General features: G+C 42.8%; 17 protein-coding genes, 1 rRNA gene and 1 pseudogene. 4 read left to right on the forward strand and 15 right to left on the reverse strand.

The features are described 5' to 3' along the window. Positions 1-81: 81 nt before the first annotated feature. On the reverse strand, positions 82-1,017 hold the full coding sequence (locus D0466_RS09015) for a DHH family phosphoesterase (protein ID WP_117322157.1): 936 nt from the start codon (positions 1,015-1,017) through the stop codon (positions 82-84). 147 nt (positions 1,018-1,164) lie between these two features. On the opposite strand from D0466_RS09015, the gene D0466_RS09020 reads away from it, so the two are divergent. Beyond that, on the forward strand, positions 1,165-1,473 hold the full coding sequence (locus D0466_RS09020; RefSeq protein ID WP_117322158.1) for a YtpI family protein: 309 nt from the start codon (positions 1,165-1,167) through the stop codon (positions 1,471-1,473). A 181-nt stretch (positions 1,474-1,654) separates the two neighbouring features. Here the strand turns inward: D0466_RS09020 and D0466_RS09025 are convergent. From D0466_RS09025 to D0466_RS09040, 4 genes and pseudogenes are all read right to left on the reverse strand, one after another. Then, positions 1,655-2,403: pseudogene (locus D0466_RS09025) on the reverse strand (alpha/beta fold hydrolase). 131 nt (positions 2,404-2,534) lie between these two features. Further along, positions 2,535-3,854: a CBS domain-containing protein gene (locus D0466_RS09030; RefSeq protein WP_117322159.1), complete on the reverse strand. Its 1,320-nt coding sequence runs from the start codon at positions 3,852-3,854 to the stop codon at positions 2,535-2,537. A 70-nt stretch (positions 3,855-3,924) separates the two neighbouring features. Then, entirely contained in the window at positions 3,925-4,164 is a 240-nt protein-coding gene (locus D0466_RS09035; protein ID WP_117322160.1) for a hypothetical protein, read from the reverse strand. Between the two features lie 151 nt (positions 4,165-4,315). Further along, positions 4,316-4,999 carry a metal-dependent hydrolase gene (locus D0466_RS09040; RefSeq protein ID WP_117322161.1) on the reverse strand — a complete coding sequence of 228 codons (684 nt, stop codon included), beginning with the start codon at positions 4,997-4,999 and terminating at the stop codon, positions 4,316-4,318. A gap of 174 nt (positions 5,000-5,173) precedes the next feature. Between D0466_RS09040 and D0466_RS09045 the strand changes: the two genes are divergently transcribed. Continuing rightward, positions 5,174-6,268 (forward strand): M24 family metallopeptidase, encoded by a 1,095-nt coding sequence (locus D0466_RS09045; protein ID WP_117322162.1) that lies wholly within the window; start codon positions 5,174-5,176, stop codon positions 6,266-6,268. A gap of 133 nt (positions 6,269-6,401) precedes the next feature. Here D0466_RS09045 and D0466_RS22160 read toward each other — a convergent pair whose 3' ends face one another. After that, positions 6,402-6,554: a hypothetical protein gene (locus D0466_RS22160; protein WP_158555872.1), complete on the reverse strand. Its 153-nt coding sequence runs from the start codon at positions 6,552-6,554 to the stop codon at positions 6,402-6,404. Positions 6,555-6,663: 109 nt separating this feature from the next. Between D0466_RS22160 and D0466_RS09050 the strand changes: the two genes are divergently transcribed. Next, positions 6,664-7,161 carry a universal stress protein gene (locus D0466_RS09050; protein ID WP_117322163.1) on the forward strand — a complete coding sequence of 166 codons (498 nt, stop codon included), beginning with the start codon at positions 6,664-6,666 and terminating at the stop codon, positions 7,159-7,161. 75 nt (positions 7,162-7,236) lie between these two features. Here the strand turns inward: D0466_RS09050 and argH are convergent, their stop codons facing one another. Both argH and D0466_RS09060 read right to left on the reverse strand, forming a co-directional pair. Then, a complete protein-coding gene (argH, locus tag D0466_RS09055; protein ID WP_117322164.1) occupies positions 7,237-8,613 on the reverse strand; it encodes an argininosuccinate lyase in 1,377 nt (458 codons plus the stop codon). Continuing rightward, positions 8,610-9,815: an argininosuccinate synthase gene (locus D0466_RS09060; protein WP_117322165.1), complete on the reverse strand. Its 1,206-nt coding sequence runs from the start codon at positions 9,813-9,815 to the stop codon at positions 8,610-8,612. Before D0466_RS09060 ends, argH begins: the two co-directional genes overlap by 4 nt. Before the next feature lie 217 nt (positions 9,816-10,032). Here D0466_RS09060 and D0466_RS09065 point away from each other — a divergent pair, with 217 nt between their 5' ends. After that, positions 10,033-10,344, forward strand: a complete 312-nt coding sequence (locus D0466_RS09065; protein WP_117322166.1) for a hypothetical protein — start codon at positions 10,033-10,035, stop codon at positions 10,342-10,344. 222 nt (positions 10,345-10,566) lie between these two features. On the opposite strand, the gene D0466_RS09070 is transcribed toward D0466_RS09065, so the two are convergent. The 7 genes from D0466_RS09070 to rrf form a co-directional block, all read right to left on the reverse strand. Continuing rightward, positions 10,567-11,079, reverse strand: coding sequence for a MogA/MoaB family molybdenum cofactor biosynthesis protein (locus tag D0466_RS09070; protein ID WP_117322167.1), 513 nt, complete (start codon positions 11,077-11,079; stop codon positions 10,567-10,569). Further along, entirely contained in the window at positions 11,076-11,918 is an 843-nt protein-coding gene (locus D0466_RS09075; protein ID WP_117322168.1) for an EcsC family protein, read from the reverse strand. The genes D0466_RS09070 and D0466_RS09075 overlap by 4 nt, the downstream gene beginning before the upstream one ends. A gap of 547 nt (positions 11,919-12,465) precedes the next feature. Continuing rightward, positions 12,466-13,560, reverse strand: a complete 1,095-nt coding sequence (locus D0466_RS09080; RefSeq protein WP_233522568.1) for a glycosyltransferase family 4 protein — start codon at positions 13,558-13,560, stop codon at positions 12,466-12,468. Positions 13,561-13,645: 85 nt separating this feature from the next. Continuing rightward, positions 13,646-14,593, reverse strand: coding sequence for an NAD-dependent epimerase/dehydratase family protein (locus D0466_RS09085; RefSeq protein ID WP_117322170.1), 948 nt, complete (start codon positions 14,591-14,593; stop codon positions 13,646-13,648). After that, a complete protein-coding gene (locus D0466_RS09090) occupies positions 14,590-15,879 on the reverse strand; it encodes a UDP-glucose dehydrogenase family protein (RefSeq protein ID WP_117322171.1) in 1,290 nt (429 codons plus the stop codon). The genes D0466_RS09085 and D0466_RS09090 overlap by 4 nt, the downstream gene beginning before the upstream one ends. A gap of 172 nt (positions 15,880-16,051) precedes the next feature. Continuing rightward, positions 16,052-16,354, reverse strand: a complete 303-nt coding sequence (locus D0466_RS09095) for a hypothetical protein (protein ID WP_117322172.1) — start codon at positions 16,352-16,354, stop codon at positions 16,052-16,054. 219 nt (positions 16,355-16,573) lie between these two features. After that, positions 16,574-16,690: ribosomal RNA gene (gene rrf, locus D0466_RS09100) — 5S ribosomal RNA — on the reverse strand. Positions 16,691-16,741 lie beyond the last annotated feature (51 nt).

The raw sequence follows: 16,741 nt of genomic DNA on the forward strand, positions 1-16,741 counted from the left end.
GGTATCTAGATATTAATGCAAAGTCCAAATCCAGAAGGTTCTATGGTGTCAAACCCCTTATAGGTCAGCCTCATTATGCCCTTATTTGCCGCACAGTTCCTGTAAGTCTTTCATTATTTCATCTGCTTTGTCCCACGAATAAATGGATGCACCGGCAGCCATTGGATGGCCCCCTCCATTATACTTTTTCGCGATTCCATTAATGACCGGGCCCTTCGAACGGAGGCGTACCCGTATTTCGTTGTCCTCTTCAATAAAAAACACCCACGCCTTGACCCCTTTTACGGATCCCAGCGTACTGACCAGCAGTGACGCTTCTGAAACCGTAGTGTTAAATTCCTGTAACAGTGCCTTTGTGATAACCATTTTGGCCGTGCCATTTTTCAGGATTTCAAACTTTTGCAGCACATATCCGTTCAAGCGGACGAGATTTTCACTGACGTCATACATATCATTGAACAGTTCCGGCCGGGAGAAATCATAGTGGATCAATTCACCGGCATAGCTGAACGTTTTTTCCGTCGTGCTGGCATACAAAAACCGCCCAGTATCCCCGACAATCCCGGCAAATAATAGCCTGGCCGCTTCATCGCTTAATTTCAAGCCCTTATCTTTTCCAAAGAGGTAAAATTCATATATCATTTCGCTCACAGAACTTGCATCCTCTTCGACCCAAATCATGTCACCGTATCGATCTTCATTTGGGTGGTGGTCAATCTTGATGAGCTTATCGCCAAGGTTGTAGCGCTGATCGCATATGCGGGCTTGGTTGGCGGTATCACATACAATTACAAGGGCACCTTTATAGGTTTCATCTGAAACCGTGTCAAGCCTTTTCAAATAGTTCAGGGATTCTTCCTCTTTTCCGACGAGGTAAATATTTTTTTCGGGAAAAGATGTTCTCAGGATTTCGCCGAGGCCGCACTGGGATCCGTATGCATCGGGATCGGGGCGGACGTGGCGGTGGATAATGATTGTTTCGTATCGCTTTATTTCTTGTAAAATTTCTGCTTTCATCAATTTATCTCCTTCACATGCCAATCTTATAAATCTATTTAAGCAAAAAAAGAAAAGAATGGGAAGGATTGTCTTCTTAATGGTAGCATTCTTCCCGGATTCCCGTTAAAATGGTATGGAATGATTGCAAACTGGAGGCTGGACATCATGCTCATATTTGCTGCATTAATCGTCATTTCCTTTACCTTTTATATTTTTTATAAAGTCAGGTTTTATCGGACTCACCTTCCGATGGAGAAAAAATGGCTATCCGCTAAATCACAGGTTGCCCTCGGTTTATTTGTAGCCCTTTTTGGGGTGAACCAGCTTTTTCTTTACCAAACGACAATGACATATGTAGTTACCGCAATTTTCACCCTGGTCGGAGGTCTAAGCATTTTCGGCGGCTTTAAAGCTTATAAGTTTTATCTTCCCCTCGCCATAGAAGAAGCGGAACATACTGCGAAAAGTTCTTAATAAAAACTCTGTTAAGCATCGTTGACGATAATTCACCAAAAAAGAAAAAAGGACCTTTTTGATCAGCAACCCAATTGTAAGATTCAACTAACAATTGAATGTGCTGCATTGGCTGGTCCTTTTTTCTGTTTTCTCATTCCATTATATATAGTTAATTAAGAACAAAAAATTGAATTTATTGTCAGAAGTAGTTAATCAATCGTTTTATCGCATCTATCACCAGAACAGGTTGATCATTCTGTATATAATGAGCACTGTTTTCGGCAATCATAGCTCACTTTTTGAAGATATACCAAGAATCTCCTTTTGCATATCATTCCATAATTCTTGTGAGTCTTTAGAATAATGGGTCTTTTGTCCGGCAGATAACACAATCAAAGGGACATCGGTTTTCCTTGTGGTTTTTTTTAATTGTTGTAAACTTTCCATAAATTCATTATATGTGCCTTCAAAAATGAATTGATGATTATATGCTTCTTGAAATTCTTTCGACATTGTTGGAAGGAATCTTTCTCTATAGTCTTCCGGAGTAGAATCAACCAAAACCAATCCACAAACCTCGTTAGGATACTCAGTAGTATATATACGTGTGTTGACTCCACCAAAGGAATGTCCAACCAATATATATGGGGGCTGTATGTTTATTTCTTTCAATAGTTCGCGCAGCTCTTTAACCATTTCAATGCTTGTTCTGGGATTAGGGCTTCTCTCGCTCTTTCCTAAACCGGCTCTGTCATAAACTAACACTTCTGTTAACAAAGAAATTTCAGGGATAATATTTTTTCACGCCTTTGATTAGTCTCCATACCCAGCATCCTTTATGACCGTTGGTTTGTCTTTTTTCTCCCCATACAATTTGGCGAACAATTTCAACCGACTAATTGGAACAAGCAGCTCTTTCTCCTTTATGGGTATCCAACTATTTCTCATATAACCACATCTTTCAGTCGGAATTTACATTTTTTCTTCACCTTATTAAATTAAAGCCTAAAAAAGGATAATCAACCAGGAAAAAAGTTTCCTGCTGATTATCCTTTTTTATTACAACACATGTTGTTCAGCTAAGACCGGTCAAGCAGCTGGCAGGTCATCATCGCCTTGCCAACCATCTTCCCTTCATTGAAAACTTCTACATCCACTTTCCCAAACTTCCTCCCGACTTCCAGCACTTTTGGTATGATTTCAAGCATACTGTCTATCTGCACCGGCTTGATAAAATAAATTGTGGTATTTTCAACGACAAGGTCGCCGCGCTTATAGCTTCTCAGCACCCTGTTGGCTGCTTCCGTCACAATCGTCGTAAATACCCCATAAGAAATCGTCCCGAGATAATTTGTCATTTGAGGCGTCACTTCGTACCGGTAAATTTCCTCTCCCTTAGACCGGCTGCCGGTCATGGAGAGATGCCCTGTAATGATATCATCAATGGTCTCGCCGACCTGTGGCTGCCTCTGGCTCATTTGCATCGCTTTCAAAACGTCCTGCCTGCTGATGATCCCCTGCAGAACATGGCTTTCATTTACGACAGGAAGCATTTCAATGCCTTCCCAAACCATCATATGGGCCGAAGAGGCTACACTTGTCTTTCCGCCTACGGTCATCGGCGATTTTGTCATCACTTTTTCAATGAGGACATTTTCATCCTGGCCCATAACATCCTTTGATGTGATCATCCCCTGTACCCTCATGTTTTCATCTACAACTGGAAACCGGCTGTGCTTAGTTTCCTTATTGTAATCGAGGTAGACATATATCGGATCTGTGGTTTGCAAGAAGGTCGTTTCATGGATTGGCGTCAGGATGTCCTCGACCAATAAAATTTCCTTCTTGATCAATTGGTCATAAATGGCACGGTTGATCATTGTGGCAACAGTGAATGTATCATAGCTGCTGGAAATGACCGGCATTTGCAGCTCGTCCGCAAGCTTTTTTACCTGTTCTTCCGTATCAAAGCCGCCTGTTATCAGAACGGCGGCTCCCGCTGTCAATGCCTGTTCATGAGCCTGGACCCGATTTCCGACGATCAATAAATTTCCCGGCCCGGTATAACGCATCATCGCTTCCAGCTTCATTGCGCCGATAACAAATTTATTCAGCGTTTTGTGAAGGCCCGCCCGCCCGCCGAGGACTTGGCCATCGACAATATTGACAACTTCAGCAAAAGTAAGCTTCTCGATATTTTCTTTCTTTTTCCGTTCAATTCTGATTGTGCCGACTCTTTCAATGGTTGACACATAGCCTTTATTTTCTGCATCCTTGATTGCCCGGTAGGCTGTACCTTCACTTACGGTCAGTGCTTTCGCAATCTGGCGCACGGATATTTTCTCGCCAACTGGCAGGCCATCTATATATTTCAAAATTTGTTCATGCTTAGTCGCCAAGCTCTTCACCCTTTTCACGGATTCTCTACTTTCTTCATTATAAGGTGAAAGAGAGCGCTATTCAATGTACCTACTGATAATAATGTATGCTTTTGCGCACCTGCTCCCCTTTCCTGATTCCCGCTTTCTTTCGCTTTTTGGGGGCATAAAGCATTCCAGTCAGATTGCCCGCTGCAGCAAACATTGCCAAAACCAACCAGCTTGCGGCAAACAGGCCTTCCGCTCCATCCGCTGCTGGTGAAAGCCTTGGAACCGCATAATACAGCATAACGCCGATTAGCAGCAGACACAGCAATAACCTTTGTCTCATTTTGAATCCTCCTTATCCCAAGCAATTTTGATACATTTTCCTGCGATATATTTTATGCTTGTCTGGAATAAAAAAGACACATAGCGATACTTCGACAACACAAAAAAACCAGGCTTGTTACAAACCTGGCACAATCTTGCGCTTCATTGTTTTATAGTTCTATAAATTCTCCCGCCTGCAGCACTTTTCCAACACCCTCATCCAGCATTTCAACAAATTTTTGCGGATCCTGCTTAATTGGCGGGAATGTATTATAGTGCATCGGAACCACTTGTTTCGCATTCAGGAATTTGGCAGCCAACGCTGCGTCCTCCGGGCCCATTGTAAAATTATCTCCAATTGGCAAAAAACCAAGATCGATAGGGTGCCTTTCCCCGATCAGCTTCATATCGGAATAAACCGCCGTGTCCCCTGCATGATAAATGGTTTTTCCTTCAGCCATGAATAAAACGCCGGCAGGCATCCCTAAATAAATGATTTGGTTATCGTCTGTAACGAACCCGCTTCCATGGAACGCAGGCGTTAGCTTCACCTTGCCAAAATCAAACTCATAGGAACCGCCAATATGCATCGCATGTGTTTTATTTACACCCTGGAATCCTAAGTATGCTGCTATCTCTGCAGTCCCGATTACCAAAGAATCATTCTTTTTTGCCAGTTCGACCGTGTCACCCAGGTGGTCGCCGTGGCCATGGGTCAGGATGATGACATCCGGCCTGACATCCTCCACCTTCAAATCCGTCATTCCATTTCCGGTAATGAACGGATCGATCACTATCGTTTTACCGTTTGTTTCAATCTTGACTACACTATGCCCATGATACGAAACTTTCAAGACCATTCTCCTTTCATTGCTTACCATTTATTTTTCATTATAAATAATACAGGGTAAACTTTCCAAAAAAAAGCTACTCTTTTTTTACCCTTTTTGCGAAATGTCTAACAGTTTACAACTCAATTTCTTATTGATAAGGTCAAAAGATAAGCTGAGAATTGGAGGAATTCAGATATGAATGAAAGAATTGCAGCCCTGCAGGAATGGTTAACCCAAAATACAATCGACGCTGCGTTGATCACTGCTCCGGAAAATGTATTTTATCTGAGCGGATTTTTAAGCGATCCTCATGAGAGATTGCTTGCACTTGCAATCTTCCCTGATGCCGAACCATTCCTGGCATGTCCCCAGATGGAAACGGAGGATGCAAGGAATTCCGGCTGGGATGGTGAAATAATCGGATACAGTGATATCGAAGACCCATGGGATAAAGTCAAAAAATCAGTGGCTGACCGCTCCATTTCCATAAAAAGGCTTGCCATTGAAAAAGAACATATGAATGTAGAACGATTTGAAAAAGTGAATGCAATCTTCTCTGTTCCTGACATTTTCCCGGCTGAAGAAAAAATGCGTCAGCTGCGTATGGTAAAAACGGAAGATGAACTGGCAATGATCCGGGAAGCTTGCCGCCTTGCCGATTTCGCCATCGAAGTCGGCGTGAATGAAATCAGCGAGGGTAAAACAGAAATGGCCATACTCGCAGCAATTGAATATGAATTAAAAAAAGCAGGCATCACTGAAATGTCATTTTCCACAATGGTTCTTACAGGAATAAACGCCGCCTCTCCACATGGAACACCGGGAATGACAAAAGTCAGACACGGGGACCTGGTCTTATTTGACCTTGGCGTTGTCTACGAGGGTTATTGCTCCGATATTACCAGAACGGTTGCATTTGGGGACATCAATGAAAAACAGCGTGAAATCTACGACACGGTTTTACAAGCACAAGAAGCGGCTGTTGCAGCCAGTATGGCAGGCACATCCTGTTCAGAAATCGATTTGACTGCCAGAAGAATCATTTCTGAAAAAGGCTATGGCGAATATTTCCCTCACCGCCTGGGCCACGGTTTGGGAATCAGCGTCCACGAATTCCCTTCCCTTACTGAAACCAATCCGCTGATCCTGCAGCCAGGGATGGTCTTCACAATTGAACCGGGAATATATGTACCCGATGTTGCAGGCGTTCGAATTGAGGATGACATCTTAATCACGGATGAAGGCTATGAAATTTTGACAAAGTACCCTAAAGCGCTTCAAATCATCTAATATCATAGGAAAGGCAGCCCAGTAGGCTGCCTTTCATTTACCACATTTGTTACTTTTTTCGGTTTCCAATACCCCATCACATGTACCTTGGCGTTTGCTTTTCCACTTTGGTGCAAAGCCCAAATCATCTTTCTTAACTTTGTCCTTCATTGGTATCTTTACCGAACGTTTGTCCCCGGTCCTCGCCGCTGGTATACGAATCTGTAATTTGCTTCACCGTTTCTTTTAATTCTTCCCCATCATATTCATATATGAATTTTCTCGGATCTTCGGGTTGTTTCACCATGTTTTCCTCCTCTGGTTGTTCTATGTTTATTGTTCGCTAAATTGCTACAACTATGCCGGTCAGTCAGTGCGGAACGATTTTATAATATTTACAAAGGAGGAGGATGAAAATGACTACAACATACAAAAAAATTCTTGTAGCTGTGGACGGTTCTGAGGAAGCGGATAGAGCGTTTAAAAAGGCGGTAGAAATTTCCAAAAGAAATGATGCAGAAATCGTATTAGGTCATGTCATTGACACACGAAACTTTCCTACCATCGAAGCGTATGACTTAACAATAAGGGACCGTACGGAAACCTTTGCGAATGAATTAATAGAAAAGTACAAGGCTGAAGCGGCAGAAGCTGGCATCAAAGAAATAACAATAGATATAGAAGTTGGAAATCCAAAAGTAAAGATAGCAAAAGATATGGCAAAGAAGCATTGGGCAGACTTGATTATCTGCGGGGCAACTGGCCTAAATGCGATTGAGCGTATTATGATTGGAAGCGTTTCCGAGCATATCACCCGTTATGCACGCTGTGATGTGCTTGTTATCCGTTCAGAGAAAGAATTAGAAAACTTGCCGCACGGTGAGCCTTTGTCAGCGGCCAGTATAAAAGCATAATATGTAACATGTTCGATTTATACTTCAAGATAAAAAACAACCCGCTCGACTAACGACGAGCAGGTTGTTTTGTTTTTACTCTGCCAACAGCGTGTTCCCTTTTCCTATCGCGATTTTCACCTGTTCAAACCCAGTGCCCCCTGCGCTGTTCCGGCGTTTCACTGCCTCGTAAGGATTCAGGGCAGCATAAATATCGTCCTCAAAAAGGTCGGAAGCTTCTTTAAATTGCTCCATTGTCAAGTCTGCCAAATAACAGCCTTGCTGTACACAGGAAAGGACCAGCTTTCCTACAACTTCGTGTGCTTCCCTGAAGGGCATCCCTTTTGCGGCAAGATAATCCGCCAGCTCCGTTGCATTGGAAAAGTCAGAACTTGTTGCCTTCCTCATTGTTTCCGTCTTGACCTTCATGGTGGAAATCATTCCTTCGAAGATCTTCAAGGAACCGATCACCGTTTTAACGGTATCGAACATTCCTTCCTTATCCTCTTGCATATCTTTATTGTACGCAAGCGGCAGGCCCTTCAAAACGGTCAGCATCCCGGTCAGGTTACCGTAAACACGGCCTGTTTTCCCGCGGATTAATTCTGCCATATCTGGATTTTTCTTCTGTGGCATGATGCTGCTTCCTGTCGAGAAAGCATCATCCAATTCAATGAATTGGAATTCCTGGCTCGACCACAGGATGATTTCTTCACTGAAACGGGACAAATGCATCATTAGCGTCGAACTGTTACTTAAAAACTCAAGGATAAAATCCCGGTCACTGACAGCATCAAGGCTGTTTTCATAAATGCCTTCAAAACCGAGCAGCTCAGACGAATATTCCCTGTCAATCGGGAATGTTGTTCCTGCGAGTGCCCCTGCACCGAGAGGAGAAATATTGATTCGTTTCATGCTTTCCGTAAAACGTTGTTTATCCCGTTCCAGCATCCAAAAATATGCCATTAAATGGTGTGCAAATGAAATCGGCTGGGCCCGCTGCAGGTGTGTATATCCTGGAATCAGTGTTTCCACATGTTCTTCAGCCTGTTTCAGGATTGCTTTTTGAAGGCTTTTTATCAATAGGAGCACATCTTCAGTCTGGTTACGCAAATATAAATGCATATCGGTGGCAACCTGGTCATTCCGGCTGCGGCCGGTATGAAGCTTTCCTCCAACTGGCCCGATTTCTGAAATTAGCATGCTTTCCAGATTAAGATGGATATCCTCCATTTCAACCGAGAAAGAAAGTTCCCCATTTTCTGCTTTTTCCTGCAGAGTGTGCAGCCCTTCGATGATTTTTCCGGCATCTCCAGGAGGAAGAATGCCGCAAGCTTTAAGCATTTTTACATGGGCAAGGCTTCCCTGTATATCCTCCTTAACGAGCTCCTGGTCAAATGAAATCGAAGCACCGAATTCATCTACCCATTCTTCGGCGGATTTTGTAAATCTGCCGCCCCACAATTTGCTCACACTGTCACCTTCTTCTGGTTTACGATGCTCGATACTTTCGTCGGAAGTCCCCAAAGCGAGATGAAACCGACTGCTGCACTATGGTCAAACTCATCGTCGGATGTATAGGTTGCCAGCTTTTCATCATATAAGGAATACTCCGATTTTCTTCCTTCTACAATAGCATGACCCTTGAATAATTTAACACGTACCGTACCGGTTACGGTTTGCTGAGTTTGCTTTAAAAACGCAATCAAGGCATCCTTTAATGGAGAGAACCAAAGCCCTTCATAGATCAATTCTGTTAATTTTTTCTCGATCACAGGTTTGAAATGGGCTACCTCTTTTACAAGAGTAATGTCTTCAAGCTCTTTATGCGCCTGAATTAATGTAATGGCACCCGGGCATTCGTAAACTTCACGTGATTTGATTCCCACAAGCCTGTTTTCGACATGGTCGATACGTCCGACACCGTGTTTGCCTGCAAGCTGGTTTAGTTCAAGAATTAAATCTGAAAGATTGTACGAAACATTATTCAAAGTAACGGGAACACCGTTCACAAAGCCGATTTCGATTATATCCGGATTATCCGGTGTATTTTCTAAACTGGCTGTAAGCTCGTAAGCTTCTTCCGGAGGAGCTGCCCAAGGATCTTCAAGGATCCCGCATTCGTTTGCACGGCCCCAAAGGTTCTGGTCAATGGAAAAAGGACTGTCTAAGTTAACTGGAATTGGGATTCCTTTATCCTGAGCATAGTTAATTTCCTCTTCACGTGACCAGCTCCATTCACGTACGGGGGCAACCACTTTTAAGTTTGGATTTAACGCATTGAATGATACTTCAAAACGCACCTGGTCGTTTCCTTTTCCCGTACATCCATGGGCAACGGCAACCGCGTTTTCCATTTCAGCCACTTCCACGAGTTTCTTTGCAATTAACGGGCGTGATAATGCAGAAACAAGCGGATATTTTCCTTCATACATGGTGTGGGCCTGTAGAGAAACCAACGCAAAATCATTAGCAAACTCCTCTTTTGCATCGATCACATACGACTTTACCGCACCTACCTGTAACGCTTTTTGTTTAATGAATTCCAAATCTTTTCCTTCGCCGACATCGAGGCAGCATGCTACTACATCATATCCTTGTTCTTGTAACCATTTTATCGCAACAGAAGTATCTAAACCTCCGGAATAAGCTAAAACAATTTTTGGGTTCCCCATGTTAGTTCGTCCTCCTTGATGAATAAAAATTCATATAATATTATTTTTATTCAATTTATCTGTTTTTAATTTATCAGCTTTTCCATGGTAATGCAAGGCATTTTTTAAGTTTTTTCAAGATTCATAACAAGATAGGTTTATGATTATTGACCCGTAGGCATGAAAATAAATATAATACACTTACCTTATTACTATATGAATTTCAAGGAGAAGGGTTATGAGCGGAATTTTTTTATTCAACGCGCGGCTAGGCATCGATGTTCCGGCATTGAACAAAGAGTGGGATAAATACAGCAATGCCGAGCAGCAGGAGATATTGCTCAAATGGGAAAAGATAAGGGGCGCCATCCCTGACCGGATCAAGGAGCTAGAAAAATCCATCGACATGAAACAGGCAATGCTCTCCGATGAGAGTGACTTTTCTATTTCCTGCCGGCTTAATTCTGAAATTGCCGATCTCGCTTCGACAATCAATGACCTTTGGCTCTGGTACCGGACAAACGAGGATATAAGTAACAAAATGCATTAGAAAACCCGTCGATTCGCGACCCTTGAAAAGGCCTAGAAAGAGGTGGAGTTAGGCCCACAGGCTGTGGGTCATACAGGCGTTGCCACAGGATGTGGCGTTTTAAGCCTGTGATATACTTTGTTCCACTTTGACCACTGCGTCGCCTAAACACCAGTGTTGGAAGTTATTCTTTCTTTAAAGTCCAATTAAAAAGACTTGGACGCACGATGTCCAAGCCTTTCCCTATAGGTCTTTTTTTAATTCTCTTACAACATGGCCCATTTCAGGAAGAATCAATTTGTCCATTGCAAGCCGGACAGCACCGGTAGAACCGGGCATTGAGAATACGGCTGTATCCTGCACAACACCGGCGATTGCTCGCGATAAAATGGCAGCGGATCCGATATCCTCCTTATAACTAAGCATTCTAAAAAGTTCTCCGAATCCTGGAATTTCTTTCTCGATTACATCCTTTACAGTTTCGATCGTTACATCCCTCCTGGCAATCCCGGTTCCGCCATTTGTCAGGATGATATCGATCCGGGGATTTTCAGCCCCGCTTAAGATAGCGTTCCTGATTTCTTCACATTCATCTTTGACGATTTGATATTCCCTCACTAAATGGCCGTTTGCTTCCAGAAGATCTATCATTTGCTTACCGCTTTTATCTGTATCCCTTGTACGTGTATCGCTTACGGTGATAACCTTGCAACAGATGTATTTCGGTGCTTCTTGCTTATGCTCAGTTACGCTCATTTTTGTTCCTCTCTTTTTTCATCCAAATATCTGTATTGATAATATTTTTGGGCAAACTCGCTGACTTTTCTTGTCGTTTGATAATTCGTACCGGCACCGATTGCCATGGAAACCAACGGGATACCCTGGATCAATTTCTTTCGGAAAGCAGTAATGGCCATTACTTTTAATATCTGGCTTAAGGGCTGCTCAAGCCAAGAAATATTCGTCAGTTCGTCATTTCCTTCATAAAAATAACCGTCTTCGGCATTTTTCGTTTCATGGAGAAGCTCTTCCCAGGCTGCGCCTTGTAGCCGCTTCGGCATCATGCCAATATCAAAGACTTTCAGGGCCATCATCATCTCAAAAGGGGAATCCACTTCATACCCGTAACTCATGGCAATAAGCTGAACGGCCCTTACATTAATAATCGCCATGGCGGGGAGGTCGCTACCGAGCATGAGCATCCCTCCAGACCCGCTCGCCCCTCCCTGTGCAAATGAGTAAAGCCGGTGCTTAGCAATATGCTGGCCCGCTATATAATTCAATTGATCAATTTTCAGCGCCTTCAAATCGGAAACAGATGCAATATCCGGGTGAAACATGCGGCCCGTCGCCAGTATCCGCTCACGTGCATCCATTTGTATTTGGGAGCTTTGTACCATTGCATGTAAATGAAATAACGAACTGTCAAGCTTCTCGAAAAACCGCCTCTGAACCCCTTCCGGCAGCATGGAAAACCCTTGCTCCAGCCACCTTCCATAAAGGGCAGCAAAATCATTTGGTTCATATTGAAGCAGATTTTGTTCCCATTCACTAATTTGATTCCAAACCTGTTGTTCACGGTCTGTTAATCCCATTTGCATACCTCCCGCTCCCGCCTTTAGGCAATTTATTTTGTCTAGTATAACATAGGATGAAAATTTCATAAAAAATTCGCAGCCTCCCGAGAGGTGTTAAGGCATGACGGGTTGCCCTTTAATGAGGCGGGAAAACAGAAAGGCGTCCACAAATCACTATGTAACAGACCAGGTATGCTCGAGCTACTGATCTGTAGTTCCGGTTTTAAACCGCCAACGAAACGGAGTTTAATATCTATCAAGTGTGGCCCAGGCATTTGAAGGAACCTCTGTGCCCGGTTAAGAAGTATGGCCGCTCCTGGATCATAATGAAAAAAATCAGTCGTACAGTCTCTGCACATTTGAAGGTAGCCGATTTAAAAACGAAAATTTTGGAAGGCGTGATCAACCCTAGCGTATGAACCCCGTAAATTTCATGCTGTCAGATGAAGGGGAAATAATAGTCAATGTTTATGGGAAATTTAAGCATCTGCAACAAAAAGATTGCGACCTTTAGCAAAAAACACTTTCTGAATCAAATGAGTACCATATGATTACAGGAAGTGTTTTATTGTTGGTCATCATCTAGGTTTTTTTGTGCAAGTACGTGCAGGTAGATTTTTTCAAGATGTTCAGCGACATGTTGAAATTGATGTTTGGCTTCTACCCTTTTCCTGCCCTTTTCGGCCATCTCACCTGCCAGAACCGGTTGTGAAAGAACCTGATCAATTGCACTGGCAAATGCCACAGGCTGGTCATAATTATCGAGAATGATGCCGTTTATACCTTGCTCTATTACTTCTGCATTCCCTCCCCTGTTTGTTGTAATTACAGGAATTCCTGCAGCCAAAGCTTCATAATGAACCCTTGCAAGCGGTTCATGCCATTGCGAACTGCAAACAAAAACATCCCCCATCAAAAGCATCGATGGGATTTGATCAGCTGGCACATATCCCGTAAAAATAACATGGCCCTTATAATTTTCTGCCAAATCATGCAGCTTCTTTACATAATCTGTGATTGTATTATCACTGAACCATTTGCCGCCAATTATCATTAAAACAGCTTCCGGGTGTCTGTCGACCAAGAAATTAAGAGATTCAATCAGTAAATGCGGCCCCTTAGTTTTATTGAGCCTGCCCACAAAAAGTATGACTTTCTTATTTTCAACTTGGTAGATCTTACGTAATTCTTGCCGCTTCTGTTGCCGTTCTGAAGAAAATAGTGGCGGAAAATTCGCCAAGTCCACTCCTGAATAAAGAATATGAACTTTTTCTTCTGCCTGCGGAAACCTTACTGTCACCGTTTGTTTTATATATTTACTCACGGCTGTAATCGCATCAACGGACTCAATAGCCTTTAAACTAGCTTTACGGCCTAATTTAAGCTCGGAAAACATATCATTGTGAAGGCTTAGCACAAATACGCTATTAGGTGCAGCATATTTATAATGCAAGACATTACCCGGCCTGTTAAACACATGTATCAAATCGAATTCCCGCCGTTTCAATTCTTCCGATACGCCCTCTTCATATGTCTCTTTTGGGAAACGAACAAACTCGACGGTTTCTATTATTTCCCTTTTCGGTAAAAGGGGGTCGGTAATGGAGAATACAGTTAATGTGTGATTTGTCCTGAGGAAAGGTATGATTCCATCGATCATAATTTGGATCGCCCCCCCTTTAACAGCAGGAGATGGGAGCTTTTCCGTACATATTAACGCTATCTTCAGTCCATTCTCCCCCTTTCTATAAAGAATAAACGGATCGGATATACTCTATTTCCATTGCTAAGCCATCTCTTAAGGATACCTTGGGATCATACCCGAATAGAGATCGGGCTTTGGAAATATCCGCCCATGTGTGTTTCGGTTCGCCGCTTATTTTTGGAAGATATACAAGGGGAGCCTTTTTTCCAGTCAGAGTTTCGATCAGCATGATCACATCATTTACTGTTGCACGCTCTTTACCGCCGATATTGATTGTCTCTCCAATCACTTTTTGTGCGCGGATGACTGCGGCCGTTCCTTCAACACAATCGCTAATATAAGTAAAATCTCTTGATTGGGTTCCATCACCATAAATCGTTAACGGCTGCCCTTTTAGAATCTGGGCAATGAACCTATGAAAAGCCATATCCGGCCGCTGCCTTGGTCCGTATACCGTAAAAAACCGTACCGTTACTACAGGGATGTTATAACTTTTTTGATATACATTGCACAAATATTCACCTGTCAATTTGGTGATTCCATACGGAGAAAGCGGTGATAATGGCGCAGATTCCGCCACCTTACCATCCTTCTCTCCATAGACCGAGGAGGTGGAAGCATAGATGAATTTTTCAATTGGTTTGTTTTTAGCTGCTTCCAGAAGGAGCTGAGTGGCGACAATATTATTTGTTACATACGGACCAAAGTCCTTCCCCCAGCTGGAACGGACACCAGGCATCCCTGCCAGATGATAAACAATATGAATGCCATCGAGCAGCTTTTCCAAGTCAAACGTCAATAAATCAGCCTGTATGAAGGTAAACCTCGGGTGGGCTTCCAAACCGGTAAGATTGCTTTTTTTCATTTGATCTGGTGTCGGTCCGGTAAATGTATCTACACCGATCACTTCATAATTCGGGTCTGCTAAAAGCTTTTCGCAAAGATGTGAACCTATGAAGCCGGCTGCTCCGGTGACAAGTATCTTCATGGCCGGGCAACTCCAATGTACCTCAGTCCATACTGGCGAATATGCTGGGGATCGATGCAGTTCCGGGCATCCAGGATGGAGTCACCCTTCATCAGTGTTTTCAAATTCCGCCAATCCAACTCTTTAAATTGATCCCAATCTGTTGCGATAACCACACAGTCTGCATTGAAAACCGCCGCATCAACATCAGCATGCTGTATTACATTATCTTTAACCTCGAATGGCAGACTCGCTTGCGGATCATAGGCATTGACTGTGCATCCGAGAGTACTAAGTCTTGCTATCAAGGAAACAGCAGGGGAATATCTTGTATCATCTGTATTAGGCTTGAAAGAAATGCCCAGCACCGTGATATTTCTTTCATGTAAATCATAAAAAAGCCCAGACAGCTTCTCAATATATAAGTCAACCTGGGTTTTGTTTACCTCTTGGACAGCCTGTAAAATAAGCGGAGTCACATCTTTATCCAATGCGCTATATTCTAGTGAACGTACATCCTTTGGAAAACAGGAGCCTCCGTACCCAATGCCGGAAGAAAGATAATGGGGACTGATTCTTGGATCGGTGCCGATGCCGCGTTTTACATCTTCAATATTCACCCCATATTTTTCACATATCCTTGCAATTTCATTGATAAAGGAAATTTTCGTGGCCAAGAATGCATTTGATGTATATTTGATCATTTCCGCGCCTGTCAGGTTTGTTACAATATAGGGAGCGTTTATTTTTCGGTAGATATTTTTCAGAATCGGCAATGATTGATGATCTCCTTCCATTTTTCCTACAACAATTTTGTCTGGCTGAACCATGTCTGAGATTGCTGTTCCCTCCCTTAAAAACTCAGGATTGGAGACTACATGGAATAACTCAGGAATTACGCCTTGATCGATTAATTTTTGATAAATTTTTTCATTCGTCCCCGGTGGAACCGTACTTTTTGTAATGATCGTTTTGTAGGAATCAATTGCCCCTGCGATTTCATCTGCTACGGAAAAAACATATGATAAGTCTGTCCTGCCATTCGGAAGAGATGGGGTTCCTACGGCAATAAATATGACGGAAGCCGCTTTTATATGTTTTGAGATTGACGAACTGAAGGTTAAATTACTTTTGTTTTTGCTTATTAATTCAGATAGCCCCGGTTCGAAGATTGGCACTTTTCCCTGTTTCAGCTGCTTTATCTTTTCTTCGTTTGTATCGACACAGTTAACGATATGCCCAAAATCAGCAAGAACCGCAGCTGATGCCAAACCGACATATCCCGCACCAATCACACAGATCTCCATATCTATTTCCTCCCCATGCGCTTCGAGATTTTATATTATATTAGCGGAGTTATACAGTGGCAGGGCATCCGCCCTTATTTCATATAAAATCTATAATGAACTATGGGCATCATTATTTATTTAGATAAAAAAAAGCCATTCCATAGGGACGGCCTATGAAACAGCTCTCAATTTATTCATCATCGTCGGAAACACTTTGTGAAAGGTTAAATAAAACTTCTTGACCTTCAGTATCTTGATTGCCTTGCTGAAGCTCCACAGGCAAATCCATCGAAACAATTTTTCTCAATGGTATCGGGAGAAGGAAGCTTTTAAACTCATAAAATTGGTCAATTAAAAAGTAACCCACTTTTTTATCCGGATTGTATTTTTTAAAAATTGCATTGTAAAAAGTCTTTTTTTCCGTATGGACATTCACTTCAGAACCCGGCTCAAGGCCCAGCAAAACGTTATCGTAATTTTCTGGCGATTCCATAATCTTTTTGTCTCCTTTCAGATAGGTATTAACATATAGTCTGCAGTCCAGTATATGCAATGTCTGTTGTGACTGCTTGGACGTTCATCTATTTCCTGCCGGTGAACTGCCACCTGGAATAAGGAGAAGCATAAGCCAAATCATTCAGAACCCAAATTTATCCTATCTTCTGCAACCCCAAACAAAAAAAGACCAGCCTGTCCGGCTGGTCTTCTGTTTGCTTGGCGATGTCCTACTCTCACAGGGGGAGAACCCCCAACTACCATCGGCGCTGAAGAGCTTAACTTCCGTGTTCGGAATGGGAACGGGTGTGGCCTCTTCGCCATCATCACCAAACTCATAAGGAACGTTGTTCCTTCAAAACTGGATAACAGGTAAGGATTTTGC

Source organism: Peribacillus glennii, from assembly GCF_003429105.1.
Lineage (GTDB): Bacteria > Bacillota > Bacilli > Bacillales > DSM-1321 > Peribacillus > Peribacillus glennii.